The organism is Arenibacter algicola, assembly GCF_018860365.1.
Lineage (GTDB): Bacteria > Bacteroidota > Bacteroidia > Flavobacteriales > Flavobacteriaceae > Arenibacter > Arenibacter algicola_B.
Genome location: NZ_JAHKPO010000011.1, coordinates 20550 through 34443 on the forward strand (window position 1 = coordinate 20550; position 13894 = coordinate 34443).

The window sequence follows — 13894 nt, forward strand, 5'->3', positions numbered from 1 at the left end:
TTCTTTTACCGACATCATTTTATAGCTTTAAGCAAAATAGATGCCAATGAAAAAGGAAGTTATTCTTGCCGCACTTTTGTTGTTTTTTATATCCTGTAAAGAGAATAAAAATAAAGTGGCAAAAGAAGCCGGCCCCACTACGGAGCTGCTGCAAAAAGGGGAATTGAAATCGCCTTTTTTCTGGAATGCAGCGAACATTTATTTTCTACTTACCGACCGATTTAACAACGGTGACACTTTAAACGATATTAACCTAAACAGAACTAAGGAAACAGCTGTATTAAGGGGCTTTATGGGCGGTGACATCCAAGGTATAACCCAAAAAATAAATGACGGATATTTTACAGATTTGGGCATTAATGCTATTTGGTTTAGCCCTATAGTTGAGCAAATCCATGGCACTGTAGACGAAGGAACGGGCAGTACATACGGATATCATGGGTATTGGGCCAAGGATTGGACGGCACTGGATCCCAATTTCGGAACAAAAAAGGAATTGGAAATACTCGTTAAGACCGCACATAAAAATGGCATCAGAATCCTGATGGATATTGTGCTCAACCACACAGGTCCGGTGACGGACATGGACCCAGTATGGCCAAAAGAATGGGTACGCACGGAACCAGTTTGCGAATTCACCGATTATGAATCCACTACCACTTGTACTTTGGTAAAAAACTTACCCGATATTATTACGGAATCAGATACCGCCGTAGAACTACCAGACGCACTATTGGCCAAATGGAAGGAAGAAGGGCGACTAAGCAACGAACTGGACGAATTGCAAGTTTTTTTTGATCGTACCAAATACCCAAGGGCACCCCGATTTTATATTATTAAATGGCTTACAGACTATGTGAACGATTTGGGAATAGACGGTTTTAGGGTAGATACTGCTAAACATGTAGACGAAAAAACTTGGCAGGAATTATATAGCGAGGCTTCATATGCCTTTAATACCTGGAAAAGAAAACATCCAGAAGAGGTGTTGGACAACAATCCCTTTTTTATGGTCGGGGAGGTATACGGTTATGGAATATCCAGTGGTCGTGAATATGATTTTGGGGACAAAAAAGTAGATTATTTTGGCAATGGGTTTCAAAGTCTAATCAATTTTGAATTAAAGGATGATGCCAACAGGGGCTATGAAGCCATATTTAGCAAATATAGCGATCTGCTGTTTACGGAATTGGAGGGAAAAAGTGTGGTTAATTACCTTGCTTCACACGATGACAATAACCCCTTTGACAAGGAGAGAAAAAACCCGTATCACGCCGCAAATGTATTATTGCTTACCCCTGGTGCCTCCCAAATTTATTATGGGGACGAGTCTATCCGTAGTCTAACCATTGAAGGTGCCCAAGGTGATGCAACCCTTAGATCTTTTATGAACTGGAGGGAATTGGACAGTATCCCTTTGAATAAAAAGATATTGGGCTATTGGCAGAAATTGGGAAAATTTAGAAACGATCATCCCGCAATAGGAGCTGGAAGACACCAAAGGCTCTCCAAAAGCCCGTATGTTTTTGGTAGAACCTTTATAAATGGGGAATTTAAGGATAAGGTCGTAGTTGGTTTAAAACTACCTAAAGGCAAAAAATCCCTATGGGTAAAAGGTTTTTTCGGTGATGGAACAAAACTACATGATGCATTTTCCAAAACCATGGTTACAGTAGAAAATGGCAAAGTTTTCCTGGACAATGACTTTGAAATTGCATTATTGGAATTAGCCAAGAATTAATGGGCGGAATGACTTATACAATATCTCTCTAACCTTAAAAGTCATCAATTTAACTTTTTTACAAGACTATTTCTAAATATGTTTCCTAATTTCGTGCACTTCCTTTATAATACTAAAAAATGTTTCCAACAAATATTAAATGAAATTGAATAGAAAACAATTTATCCTAAAATTGGTTTTGGGGTCCATTGGTTTTGTTGTACTCGATTCTTTCTGGTTGGAAACCAATTTTATAGAGTGGACGGAGCACGACATTTCTGAATCGGAATCCAACAAAATCAAAGCCATTCACTTGACCGACCTGCATTTGCACAGTATAAAATCGGTTCATAAGTCCATTGCCGAGCGAATTAACAAGGAGCGGCCAGACGTTATCTTTATTACAGGGGATTCTGTAGAACGGAACAAAAATCTACCGGTTTTAGAGGAATTTTTAAGCCTAATTGATATCAAAATTCCAAAAATTGCCATTTTAGGCAATAAAGAATCTTCAGGTAGAGTTGATTTGCTAAAACTACAGGACATTTATGATAATCATAACGGTATTTTGCTAATCAACGAAGCCTACCTATTCAAAACCAAAAACAGGGAAATTAACATTATCGGATTGGACGACTTGGTCCATGGCAATCCGGATTTTAGAAAATCGACAGAAGATATAGACAAATCGTTGCTTACTATTGTCCTTAATCATTGTCCAGTTTATAGGGAGCAAATAGACCTTGTCAGCAAAGAACAAGAAATTAAACCAAAACTTATATTAGCCGGTCATACCCATGGGGGACAGATTACCTTTTTTGGAAAGCCCTTCTTTACACCCTTCGGAAGTGGGGATTACGTTAAAGGTTGGTACAACAACGAAATTTCTAAAATGTACGTATCAAAAGGAATAGGAACAACTAATATTCCCATTCGCTTTGGAGCCAGGGCAGAGGCAAGCATTTTCTACATCTAGTTGCTAATTTTGCGAATGTAGCGCTATTCTGTTGCCTTCAGTATCCTTTACCAAAGCCATAAATCCATGGCCTTCACCTATTTCTTTCTTAGACCGCAAAATTGCGCCTCCAGCGCCCCCTACTCTATTCAACTCATTGGACAAATCTTTACATGAAAAATACAGTACCGGGCCTTTGGTGTCACTTGGAATGTACAAATCATGCTTTACTAACGACCCCATAGCTCCAGATTTGCCGGTTGCAGACGGAAACCAGCCCATTATTAACCCGTCCAGTTCATGGACAGAGATAGTAATATTAAACACCGTCTCATAAAACTTTTTGGCGCGTTCCATGTTTACAACTGGAATTTCGAACCAGCCGACCATATTACTTTCCATGACCGGGTTATTTTTCCATTATGGATTTTAAATTCCGAAGTCCCTCCTCAAAATCCTTACCAACAGCTTTATCCATGTTCATAAACAACATCATGATAGACATTGGGAACTTGTTCTTCCCATTAAATCCCCAGGTAACCTTGGTTTTTCCATTTCCTGATTCCTCCAAATCGATATAACTACCTGAGGTAGACCTAAAAGGCTTCATGAATCGAAGCTCCCCTTCAACTCTTTTACCTTGAATTATTTTTGTTATTTCCTGTTCACCTTCACCCACATCCTTGTTGCCGTTCCAATAACTTATGGCCCCAACTTCCCCATCGACACCTGTGAATTTCTTTTCCATATTAGGGTCTTTTTTGGCCCAGGGAGACCACTCCTGCTGTTTCTTTAAATATTTAATATTATCAAAGACTTCGGCCTTTGGTTTGGAAATTTCAATGGATCGGGAAACATCATAACTTTTAGGAGCGATTAACGCCAGAACGGTAATCAATATAACCACCCCAATAATTATATAGAATAAAATAGCCATGTGCTTTTATGTATTGGTTAGAGTTGTCCTAAATATACTGAAAATATCATTTTGTTCCATAAAATCTGGCCAAAACATCGTTCAAACTGCGTACCGATTTCTTGGTCCAATCCAATCTTTTTTCCAGTTTCTCATCTTCGGACAAATTCCAATTTATGTTCTCTTTACGCAATTGACTCGTTAGGGTGTGCAAAATTATTGCAGCTGAAACGGAAATATTTAAGCTTTCGGTAAACCCGACCATAGGTATTTTTAAGTAAGAATCTGCCTTTTCCAATACTTCCTTACTCAACCCATCGCGCTCGGTACCAAAAAATAATGCGGTCTTACCGTCAAACTTAAAACTCGTAAGTGCACAGTCATTCCCATGGGGTGTTGTGGCCACAATCTTATACCCTTGTTGCCTTAAAGTATCAATACAATCCGTTGTGGTATTGTATCTTTTTAAATCTACCCATTGTTGGGCCCCCATAGCAATGTCCTTGTCCAGTCGCTTGCCGAACTTACTTTCTATAAGATGGGCCTGCTGTACCCCAAACACATCGCAGCTTCTTACCACCGCACTGGTATTGTGCATTTGGTAAACATCCTCTATGGCAACCGTTATATAATTTGTCCGTTCTTCCAGAATATCCAAAAACCGGGCTTTTCGCTCAGGGGTAATGAAACCTTCCAAATAATCAAGCAACTTGAGATCGACCATAATCCTAAGGTATTAAAAAAGAAAACGTTTAATTTTACAAATATTACTATATTCTGGCACAATGAAAAAAATAGTAGTTTTAACCGGCGCAGGAGTCAGTGCGGAAAGTGGAATTAACACTTTTAGGGATGCGGATGGCTTATGGGAAGGCCATGATGTCACGGAAGTGGCCACACCCCAAGGTTTTCAGAGGAATCCTGATTTGGTGCTCAATTTTTACAATGAGAGAAGAAGGCAATTGTTAAAAGTCTTCCCCAATTTGGCCCATAAAGCTTTGGTGCGCTTGGAGGACCATTTTGATGTTAGCATTATTACCCAAAATGTGGATGACCTGCACGAACGGGCTGGCAGCTCCAAGGTAATTCATTTGCACGGAGAATTACTTAAGGCTAGGTGCAGTCATAATCCCAACAAAATAATTGACTGGAAAACCGACCTCAAAATTGGTGATCTTTCAGAAGAAGGAAAACAATTGCGCCCCCACATTGTATGGTTTGGAGAGGAAGTGCCTTTATTGGGAGAAGCTGCCAATATAACACAAACAGCCCATATTTTGATTGTAATAGGAACCTCGATGCAAGTTTATCCAGCAGCCAGTTTAATACATTATGTATCCAGGGACACCCCTATTTACTTTATAGACCCAAAACCTAATATAAGTAGAACCGATTTTAACGGACTCACTATAATACAGGCGAGTGCCGTAAATGGGGTGCCCCAATTAGTTTCGGAATTAATTGAAGGGGAATCCTAAATTTGACTGTCCGGAGGTATACCAGCGTAAAATACTTTGCTCAGTTAACCGGATGTTTAAAGTTCTTTTTATATTTATTTCTTAGATTAATAACAGGTGTATAAAACAACACCAAACTGACAATCCAACAAAAAAATTAATATTTAGGTGTATTTGTGACCTACTTAGAACTCTATAACGCCCTTAACTACGTTGATCATTCCAGGACCAAAAGAATGGAAATGTCCAACCTTGTATTAAACGATCCATCCAGTATTGCACCCCTAATGGAAATTGCATTTCAAGTGGATGACCCTGTTTCCTGTAAAGCATGTTGGGTTTTGGAATTTACTGCCAAAAAACATTTGGGCTACCTCTTTCCTAGTATGGATATTTTTGTCCTTAATATTGGTTCGGTGCATTTGGATCCAGCGGTAAGACCCGTAGCAAAAATATGTGAGATACTTATGAAGTCCTACTTTCAATTGAAGGAAAACAAAACCCGTGATGCACTCCATGAACAGCATTTGGAAAGCATAACCTCCGCTTGTTTTGATTGGCTTATAGGTGACCATAAAGTAGCGGCCCAAGCATATTCTATGACAAGTCTTTTGTTATTGGGCAGGAAGTTTAACTGGATCCATCCGGAATTGCGCATGATACTGGAACAGAACTATCAAAATGGCAGTGCAGCTTATAAGGCAAGGGCAAGGATGACCTTAGCTAAACTAAGGTAGGCAAAGGCTTTTGTACAAATAAGAGAACAATCTTCCGCTTCACTTTTAAACTCTTTAACTTATAGCTATCTTTGCGCTTTTCCAAAATCAATCAAATAGCATAAGATGTCATTAAACAAATTAAACGCCATATCCCCTATTGATGGCAGATACAGAAACAAGATAGATTCCCTTGCCTTATATTTTTCTGAAGAGGCACTTATAAAATATAGGGTGCGCGTGGAAATTGAATATTTTATAGCACTATGCGAAATTCCACTTCCTCAGCTTTCAAATTTTGACAATTCAAAATTTAATGATTTGAGAAAAATCTATATTGATTTTAACTCAGAGGACGCCATGGCCATTAAGGAAATTGAAAAGGTAACGAACCATGATGTAAAGGCCGTTGAATATTTTATAAAAAAGGAGTTCGACAAATTAGGCTTGGAGTCCCATAAAGAATTTATCCATTTTGGACTTACCTCACAAGATATAAACAACACTGCTATTCCACTTTCCATTAAAGAGGCCATGAACGAGGTTTATGTACCCCAATATTTGGAGGTATTGAACAAGTTAACGGCTTTGGTCAAGGAATGGGAAGCTGTACCAATGTTGGCAAGAACACACGGACAGCCTGCATCCCCCACCCGCTTAGGAAAAGAGATCGAGGTATTTACTGTTCGTTTGGAAGAGCAATTCAATCTACTCAACGATATTCCCAGTGCTGCAAAATTTGGTGGAGCAACAGGAAACTATAATGCCCACAAGGTTGCCTACCCCCAAATTGATTGGAGGAATTTTGGACAAAAATTTGTTCAGGAGAAGCTTGGCCTACACCATTCCTTTCCAACTACGCAGATAGAACATTACGACCACATGGCTGCTTTGTTCGACTGCCTCAAGAGGATCAATACGATTATAATAGATTTGGACAGGGATTTTTGGACCTATGTTTCCATGGACTATTTTAAACAGAAAATAAAAGCTGGCGAAGTGGGATCTTCCGCCATGCCCCATAAGGTAAACCCTATCGATTTTGAAAACTCCGAAGGGAATTTGGGTATAGCCAATGCCATTTTCGAGCATTTATCGGCCAAACTTCCCATTTCCAGGTTGCAGAGGGATTTAACCGATAGTACGGTGCTTAGAAACGTTGGCGTGCCTTTTGGGCATACACTTATAGCCTTTCAATCTACATTAAAGGGATTGAATAAACTATTATTGAATAAGGAGAAGTTTGAACAAGACCTAGAAAATAATTGGGCAGTAGTAGCTGAGGCAATCCAAACCATTTTAAGGCGCGAGGCCTATCCCAATCCGTATGAAGCATTGAAGGGCTTAACACGTACCAATGAAAAGATTACACAGCAGTCCATTTCCAATTTTATCGATACTTTGGAAACAACGGAAGAAATAAAATCCGAATTGAAACAAATTACCCCAAGTAATTATACGGGTATTTAAAGAATACCCTATTACAACATACCTAATAAAGTGTCAAAATAAAACCTCTTTTAAATATAAAGCAATCTAGAGCCTAATAATTATAGCCTAGATTGCTTTTTTTATTGACAATACAAAGGGACTAAACTTACCCTTTCTTTTGTATCTCTACCTGATGTGGGTATGGTATCTCTATACCTGCTTTATCCAGTGCTAGTTTACAGTTTTCCAAGGTCTCAAAATACACCGTCCAATAGTCTTCGGGTTTACAAAATGGACGTACGGCAAAATTCACGGAACTATCCGCCAACTCCGATACGTTAACCGATGGCGCAGGGTCTTTCAACACCTTTGAATTGGATTCCAATACCGCTAATAATACTTCCTTGGCCTTCTTGATATCCTCACCATATCCAATACCAATGGTAGTGTCCACCCTCATCTTACCTTCGGCAGTATAATTTATAATATTGCCATTGGCCATGGCCCCATTGGGCACAATGGCCAACTTATTTTGAGGTGTTATAAGTTTTGTAGTGAAAATTTCAATTTCCTTTACGTTACCCAACACTCCCTGTGCCTCTATTAAATCTCCAATTTTGTAGGGCTTAAAAATCATAATCAAAACCCCACCGGCGAAATTGGACAATGAGCCCTGCAGCGCTAGGCCAACTGCCAAACCGGCCGCTGCGATCACAGCGGCGAAAGTGGTTATATTTATCCCTAACTGGCCAATGACCACTAAGATTAAAAATATTTTAAGGACCCATGATACCATACTGAGTAAAAAACGTTGTAGGGATTCATCGTATTTACTGCTGTACATTACCTTTCTTGTACCTCCAATAATTCTTTTAATAACCCATAATCCAATAATAAAAATTAGCAATGCGGTTAGCACCTTAGGTCCGAATTCCTTTGCCAATTCCATTCCGTAATTAAGCCATTCTTCTGCTTTTTCCATGATAATATATAGTTAGTGTTTTTGTAAGTACTAATATAGAAAATAAAAAAACTCTTGAAATTGCTTACCACAAGACCCGCCAAATGGAAATCTTTGGACCCAAGAATTAAGTGCTTGTTAGACTCTTAATTAAACACCAAGGAAATACTTATAATCCGGTTATAAAGTTGACTGTCCTAAAATATAACCCATAAAAAAAGCCCTGAATTGCCGTTTGGCCACACAGAGCTTTAAATCAATATTGACTATGAATTATATAATTTTTTATTTAACCTTTTAAAAAATTTCCGATTTCACCCAAGCCTTCACCTTTATAATCCGATTTTTCAACAGCCTTCATAAATTGGACCAATTTGGCTGGGTTCATATTTTTGCCCAAAACCCGGACCAGCATAAAACCCTTATCCTCACTATCACCATAGATGATTACCTCATCAATGGCATCATCATCACCCAAATATCTTACGGAAGCTTTGCCGTAACTGGTGTTCATTTTCATCAGCTCCGTAAATTTGCCATTTTTTAGGATGGCATTGATATTCGCTTTTTCCTTTTGAAACTCATTATGGTTATCCTCAGTTATTTTAAACGCCAGAATATTTAGTTTTTTTAATGACCCAAGTGCTTCCCTTTGGTCATCGGTTAAATCGGCCTTCTCCATATTCAATAAGCTTACCGGCAGATCGACGGATAAAAAATTTGGATTATCCGCATTGTCCACATAATATTCCTGTAGACTTTGTGTTGACGAACATGCAGACATTGCCAAGATCAGCAACATTGCCCAGGCCAATTTTTCAACTCTTTTTTTCATTTCCTTTGTTATTAAGCTTTGATCAACAAGGGCAATGGTCTTTTTATTGAACCACTACCCTAGCCTACTATTACTTGTTCTTACCTGCCTTATTTAACTCGGATGGCAAATTCATCTTTTGGGTTAAAGATCCAATCTTGTTGAGATCTATATCCCCGGTCAGCGATAGCAATACCGTTTCAAATTTCCTATCATTGATTTCCACGTTCCCATTTTTTATACCGGTAACAAACATTAGCAATTCACTTACATGGTCTTCATCCTTTCCGCTCTTAATGTAAAACTTTACGTTGGCATCCTTATCCTTTACCCTCATAAGTTCCTGTAACGAGGAGGATTTTAAATACTTCTCCATGGTAATCTGCATGTCTGAGGAAATCTTTTTATCCTCCGTAATAAAAACCTTTAAATTTTTCAGATTTTGGGCTATATCCATAAAATCCTGAGCCTCTTTATCATCGACCTCAACGTTTATCTTGCTCAATAATTTAAACATACTTTCATTGACAACCACGGCACTTACATTGTCCAAATCTTCAAATTTATCGAACATGGATTGCGAAAACCCAATAAAAGGCAACACGGCTACTAATACTGTTATGATATTCTTCTTCATCTTTTTTAATTTAATTTTTGTTGTAGATTTTTTGTTTTGTTACTTCAAATTCCCTTAAATAAGCTACTTTCTCGGTTCCCTTACCAAGATTGGTGGCCAAAAGACTTAATGCCTTTTTGGTTTCCTGATAGGCGTATTCCGCTTCTCTCTGTTCTTGATAGCTTTTTCCAAAATATATTCCAAATATTAGAATGCTTACAGCCGCAACGGAAATCCACTTTATATAACTTTTTTTTCTGGGTTTTAGCGGAACCTGTCCAGTAAACTTCTCTTCCTTGGCAATGGAAAAATACTGAAACATTGGGGCATATTTCTTTAAGTGTAAAGGAACATCTTCCTTTGCAAAATATTCCCTCAACATTTCTTCTTCGGCAACAGTAGCAGTTGCTTCAAAATACCTTTCCAATAATTTTTCTATATTACTTAATTCCATAATTGTGCTTTTGAACTAATTTTTCCCTCACTGTTTTTCGCGCCCTGGATAAAGCTACCCTAACCGCTGTAGCATTCATACCCAACAGATCCGCTATTTCTTCAAATTCATACTGTTCCACATCCCTTAACTGTAAGACCATTTTTTGTTGTTCCGGCAATTCCTCCATGATTCTTTCTATCCAACTTAGACTATCACTAACCTCCACCTGATTTTGTAGTGAAACATTTTCATCCCTGTAATTGCTGTGCACCAATTTCAAGTTTCCAGCCTGTTTGGATTTAAGTCGGTCCAAGCAAAAATTCTTGGTCATCATCATGGCATAAGCCTCCACATTGTTATAGCCTTCCATCATCTTATTCTTGGACCACAACTTCATTAGGATTTCTTGTGTGGCATCCTCAGCTTCTTCTTTAGAGACCAATAAACGCTTGGCCAGTCTATAAAGTTTATCCTTAAATGGTAAAACCACATTTAAAAACTCAGTTTGCTGCATTTTGGTTTAGTTGTTTTATAATCCTGAATAACGGGCCTACAATAGCAAGACGACTTACATCGAATTTTGTTACAATTAGTTTTCAATTCATTACAATGTAAGTAAATTAGCGCAACGGAAACCAAATTGGCAATATTACCGTATATAATTAAAATCGTTCCCCAAAACTGATTCATACTTTTTTAATGGAATGATATTTGTAAGCCACTACTAGTTATATTTTGGCCGTTATATTAAAGATTATGAAGAAGTATTTATTAGTTTTTTTAGTATTGAGTTTGTTCCTCACTAGTTGTAGCAAGAATGATGACCCCCTGGTTGCTGAGGAAATAGAAGAAATTATTCCTACCCCGGAAGCAGAAATAGATGTAACCGTCCAAAACTTTATGTGGCAGACCATGAATACCTATTATTTTTGGCAAAGTGATGTAGCTGACCTAGGGGATTACCGTTTTGCATCCTATGATGATTATGTGTCATTTTTGGAAACCGAGGAAAACCCTGGAACATTTTTTGACGAAAAATTACTTTACACGGAAGACCGCTTTAGTTTTTATTCCGATGATTATGAAGAATTGACACAATCTTTTGCAGGTATATCCAAGAGTAATGGTTTGGAATTCGGGTTGAGCTTATTTGTGGATAGTGATGATGTTTATGGATATGTACGCTACATTGTACCTAATTCCAATGCCTCCACCAAAGATATCCAAAGAGGGGATATTTTTACCGGTGTAAATGGCACATCCCTTAACTTGGATAATTATATAGATCTGTTATTTGGTGATAGTGACACCTACACCTTAAATATGGCAGAAATCTCCAATAATGTTATTACCAACACAGACAGGGAAGTTTCCTTGACAAAAGAAGCCAACTTGACCGAAAATCCAATCTTTATCAACAAGGTATTGGAAACGGGAGGTAAAAAAATAGGCTATTTAATGTACAATGGCTTTACCAACGAGTTTGACGAACAATTGAATGCTGCCTTTGGCGAGTTCAAATCTGCCGGCGTTACGGATCTAGTATTGGATCTAAGGTACAATCCAGGTGGATCGGTCAATTCGGCCCGATTATTATCCAGTATGATTTATGGCACTTATACCAATAGTGTTTTCCTGAAGGCCAGGTATAATGTAAAGCTGCAATCGGAGTTTAAGGACGCCGACCTTATTGAATATTTTGCCGACGCAACGGACAACAATACCCCTATAAATACGTTAGGCCTAAGCAAGGTTTATATCATTGCAACCGGAAGTAGCGCATCGGCAAGCGAATTAGTTATGAACGGCCTGGACCCCTACATAAATGTAATCCATATAGGGACCACAACGACTGGGAAGAATGAATTTTCGGTTACCTTTGTAGACGATTTTGAGAATGGCAATGTTTACGACCCAGATAGGGAAGATAATATCAACCCCGATAATCATTGGGCCATTCAACCATTGATAGGACGAAATGAAAATGCCAATGGCTTTTCTGAATATACGGACGGACTTTCACCTGATATTTTATTAAGTGAGGATCTATCCAATTTAGGCGTATTGGGCAATATGAATGAACCCCTGTTGGCCAAGGCCATTGCCGAGATTACAGGAACTACTGCAAAAATAGATTTTACAGTGGATATGCCGGTTAAATTGGTAAGTAGTTCCAAAATGTTCACAAAGATCAAGGATAATATGTTTATGGATATCAAAAAACCCTTAAACTTGAAAGAAAAACAGTAGCCAGTGCTCTGTATAAGGTGCCGCTTTAGCCTACAAAGATTAACATAGGCTGATCAATATAATGTGCGACACAATTAATAATACAATTACATTATGAAAAAAATCCTAGGCCTACTCTTAATAACCATAGTTCTTTCCTGTTCGGATAAGGATGATGACGCATTCGTCTATCCAAAGGAATCAACTGTGCAGAACTTTATGTGGCAAGGCCTAAATCTCTGGTATTTTTGGCAGGCGGATGCCCCCAATTTAGGGGATAGCAGATTCACCACTAATGACGACTATGTGGCCTATCTTGAATCCTATACCGATCCAGAGGAGTTCTTCTATCAAACCTGTTACAAGCACACTAATATAGTGGGCAGCAATTCTGCCATTGATAGGTTTAGTTTTGTTGAAGATGATTACGAAACACTCGTAAATTCCCTGAGTGGTGTGTCTAAAAGCAATGGACTTGAATTTGGCCTGGCGCGCAATGAGGGCAGTACGGATCTTTTTGGATACGTACGATATATAATCCCAAACTCCGATGCTTCCAACAAAGATATAGCCAGAGGGGATATTTTTACTAGAGTGAACGGGGTTCAACTCACTGATGCCAATTATATAAGCTTACTTTTTGGGAATTCAAACACCTATACCCTTGGTATGGCTGATATTTCTGGTACTGTAGTTACAGATAATGATAAGGAAGTAACATTAACTAAGTCCGAAGGATTGCAAGAAAACCCAATATTGGTAGCGAAGACCGTAGAGGTCAACGGAACCAAAATTGCCTATCTAATGTACAACGGTTTTACCAGTGGCTATAATGAACAATTAAATACGGTTTTCGGACAGTTTAAAACGGCAGGGGCAACGGAATTGGTACTTGATCTTCGTTACAACCCTGGAGGTTCGGTAAACAGTTCCAGATTATTGGCCAGTATGGTATATGGTACCAATACCAGCGAATTATATGTAAGACAACGATGGAACGATAAAATACAATCCATGCTGAATAAGGAGCAATTGGAGGATTATTTTGCAAATAAAACAGACTCTGGAACAGCTTTGAACAGTCTAAACCTTAGCAAGGTATATGTTCTGGCAACAGGAAGTTCCGCATCGGCCAGTGAATTGGTCATGAACGGACTGGCACCCTATATTAATGTTTTTCATATTGGCGAAACTACCAGGGGCAAGAACGAATTTTCCGTTACCATGGTAGACGATATAGACAATGACTATATCTATAGATCCGACAGGGAAAATAAAATAAATCCCAGCAATAGGTGGGCAATGCAGCCGCTTATGGGGAGAAATGAAAATTCTGACGGATTTTCGGACTATACCTCTGGCCTGGCGCCCGATGTTGCTATAAAGGAAGATCTTGCGGATCTAGGGATTTTAGGGGATATAAACGAACCCTTATTTGCTAGGGCAATCCAAGAAATTACAGGTGCAAGTGCGAAGAGGGACTTTACTGTAAAAATTCCGGTAAATGAAATATCCAACTCCAAAATGTTTACGGCCATAAAAGATAATATGTATCTGGACAAACCTGTTGATATTACTTTTCAATAAGCCCTACACTTGAATTAATAGTATACACAAACTATAAAACAGAAACCCCTCTTTTA

The 13894-nt window shown here is 38.5% G+C and carries 15 protein-coding genes; 7 read left to right on the forward strand and 8 right to left on the reverse strand.

Annotated features, from left to right (window positions below):
- The first annotated feature begins 46 nt into the window (after positions 1-46).
- Complete coding sequence (locus tag KO529_RS08355) at positions 47-1741, forward strand: alpha-amylase family glycosyl hydrolase (protein ID WP_215947460.1); 1695 nt, start codon at positions 47-49, stop codon at positions 1739-1741.
- Positions 1742-1880: 139 nt separating this feature from the next.
- Positions 1881-2696 (forward strand): metallophosphoesterase, encoded by an 816-nt coding sequence (locus KO529_RS08360; RefSeq protein WP_215947461.1) that lies wholly within the window; start codon positions 1881-1883, stop codon positions 2694-2696.
- A gap of 3 nt (positions 2697-2699) precedes the next feature.
- On the opposite strand, the gene KO529_RS08365 is transcribed toward KO529_RS08360, so the two are convergent.
- Genes KO529_RS08365 through KO529_RS08375 form a run of 3 tightly spaced genes read right to left on the reverse strand, consistent with a single transcriptional unit; the run spans position 2700 to position 4315 of the window.
- Positions 2700-3077: a VOC family protein gene (locus tag KO529_RS08365; RefSeq protein WP_215947462.1), complete on the reverse strand. Its 378-nt coding sequence runs from the start codon at positions 3075-3077 to the stop codon at positions 2700-2702.
- A gap of 7 nt (positions 3078-3084) precedes the next feature.
- Positions 3085-3612 carry an SRPBCC family protein gene (locus KO529_RS08370; protein ID WP_215947463.1) on the reverse strand — a complete coding sequence of 176 codons (528 nt, stop codon included), beginning with the start codon at positions 3610-3612 and terminating at the stop codon, positions 3085-3087.
- A 46-nt stretch (positions 3613-3658) separates the two neighbouring features.
- Positions 3659-4315 (reverse strand): TrmH family RNA methyltransferase, encoded by a 657-nt coding sequence (locus KO529_RS08375; RefSeq protein ID WP_215947464.1) that lies wholly within the window; start codon positions 4313-4315, stop codon positions 3659-3661.
- 61 nt (positions 4316-4376) lie between these two features.
- Here KO529_RS08375 and KO529_RS08380 point away from each other — a divergent pair, with 61 nt between their 5' ends.
- The 3 genes from KO529_RS08380 to purB all read left to right on the forward strand — a co-directional run bounded on the left by KO529_RS08380 (position 4377) and on the right by purB (position 7234).
- Positions 4377-5069, forward strand: coding sequence for an SIR2 family NAD-dependent protein deacylase (locus KO529_RS08380; protein WP_215947465.1), 693 nt, complete (start codon positions 4377-4379; stop codon positions 5067-5069).
- Between the two features lie 155 nt (positions 5070-5224).
- Positions 5225-5785: an adenylosuccinate lyase gene (locus KO529_RS08385; protein WP_215947466.1), complete on the forward strand. Its 561-nt coding sequence runs from the start codon at positions 5225-5227 to the stop codon at positions 5783-5785.
- A 105-nt stretch (positions 5786-5890) separates the two neighbouring features.
- Positions 5891-7234 carry an adenylosuccinate lyase gene (purB, locus tag KO529_RS08390; protein WP_215947467.1) on the forward strand — a complete coding sequence of 448 codons (1344 nt, stop codon included), beginning with the start codon at positions 5891-5893 and terminating at the stop codon, positions 7232-7234.
- A gap of 127 nt (positions 7235-7361) precedes the next feature.
- Here purB and KO529_RS08395 read toward each other — a convergent pair whose 3' ends face one another.
- From KO529_RS08395 to KO529_RS08415, 5 genes are all read right to left on the reverse strand, one after another.
- Positions 7362-8177: a mechanosensitive ion channel family protein gene (locus tag KO529_RS08395; RefSeq protein ID WP_215947468.1), complete on the reverse strand. Its 816-nt coding sequence runs from the start codon at positions 8175-8177 to the stop codon at positions 7362-7364.
- A 268-nt stretch (positions 8178-8445) separates the two neighbouring features.
- Positions 8446-8991: a DUF4252 domain-containing protein gene (locus KO529_RS08400; protein ID WP_215947469.1), complete on the reverse strand. Its 546-nt coding sequence runs from the start codon at positions 8989-8991 to the stop codon at positions 8446-8448.
- Positions 8992-9061: 70 nt separating this feature from the next.
- Positions 9062-9607, reverse strand: a complete 546-nt coding sequence (locus KO529_RS08405; protein WP_215947470.1) for a DUF4252 domain-containing protein — start codon at positions 9605-9607, stop codon at positions 9062-9064.
- Positions 9608-9617: 10 nt separating this feature from the next.
- Positions 9618-10040: a hypothetical protein gene (locus tag KO529_RS08410; protein WP_215947471.1), complete on the reverse strand. Its 423-nt coding sequence runs from the start codon at positions 10038-10040 to the stop codon at positions 9618-9620.
- Positions 10027-10536 (reverse strand): RNA polymerase sigma factor, encoded by a 510-nt coding sequence (locus tag KO529_RS08415; RefSeq protein ID WP_215947472.1) that lies wholly within the window; start codon positions 10534-10536, stop codon positions 10027-10029. Before KO529_RS08415 ends, KO529_RS08410 begins: the two co-directional genes overlap by 14 nt.
- A gap of 242 nt (positions 10537-10778) precedes the next feature.
- On the opposite strand from KO529_RS08415, the gene KO529_RS08420 reads away from it, so the two are divergent.
- Entirely contained in the window at positions 10779-12272 is a 1494-nt protein-coding gene (locus tag KO529_RS08420) for a S41 family peptidase (RefSeq protein WP_215947473.1), read from the forward strand.
- A 93-nt stretch (positions 12273-12365) separates the two neighbouring features.
- Positions 12366-13838, forward strand: a complete 1473-nt coding sequence (locus tag KO529_RS08425; RefSeq protein ID WP_215947474.1) for a S41 family peptidase — start codon at positions 12366-12368, stop codon at positions 13836-13838.
- The last annotated feature ends 56 nt before the right edge of the window (positions 13839-13894 follow it).

Coding starts and splice junctions, on each gene's coding strand:
- KO529_RS08400 (WP_215947469.1), bottom strand. CDS start 8,991: ATGAAAAAAAGAGTTGAAAAATTGGCCTGGGCAATGTTGCTGATCTTG.
- KO529_RS08375 (WP_215947464.1), bottom strand. CDS start 4,315: ATGGTCGATCTCAAGTTGCTTGATTATTTGGAAGGTTTCATTACCCCT.
- KO529_RS08425 (WP_215947474.1), top strand. CDS start 12,366: ATGAAAAAAATCCTAGGCCTACTCTTAATAACCATAGTTCTTTCCTGT.
- KO529_RS08395 (WP_215947468.1), bottom strand. CDS start 8,177: ATGGAAAAAGCAGAAGAATGGCTTAATTACGGAATGGAATTGGCAAAG.
- KO529_RS08420 (WP_215947473.1), top strand. CDS start 10,779: ATGAAGAAGTATTTATTAGTTTTTTTAGTATTGAGTTTGTTCCTCACT.
- KO529_RS08370 (WP_215947463.1), bottom strand. CDS start 3,612: ATGGCTATTTTATTCTATATAATTATTGGGGTGGTTATATTGATTACC.
- KO529_RS08415 (WP_215947472.1), bottom strand. CDS start 10,536: ATGCAGCAAACTGAGTTTTTAAATGTGGTTTTACCATTTAAGGATAAA.
- KO529_RS08405 (WP_215947470.1), bottom strand. CDS start 9,607: ATGAAGAAGAATATCATAACAGTATTAGTAGCCGTGTTGCCTTTTATT.
- KO529_RS08360 (WP_215947461.1), top strand. CDS start 1,881: ATGAAATTGAATAGAAAACAATTTATCCTAAAATTGGTTTTGGGGTCC.
- KO529_RS08355 (WP_215947460.1), top strand. CDS start 47: ATGAAAAAGGAAGTTATTCTTGCCGCACTTTTGTTGTTTTTTATATCC.
- KO529_RS08410 (WP_215947471.1), bottom strand. CDS start 10,040: ATGGAATTAAGTAATATAGAAAAATTATTGGAAAGGTATTTTGAAGCA.
- KO529_RS08380 (WP_215947465.1), top strand. CDS start 4,377: ATGAAAAAAATAGTAGTTTTAACCGGCGCAGGAGTCAGTGCGGAAAGT.
- KO529_RS08365 (WP_215947462.1), bottom strand. CDS start 3,077: ATGGAAAGTAATATGGTCGGCTGGTTCGAAATTCCAGTTGTAAACATG.
- purB (WP_215947467.1), top strand. CDS start 5,891: ATGTCATTAAACAAATTAAACGCCATATCCCCTATTGATGGCAGATAC.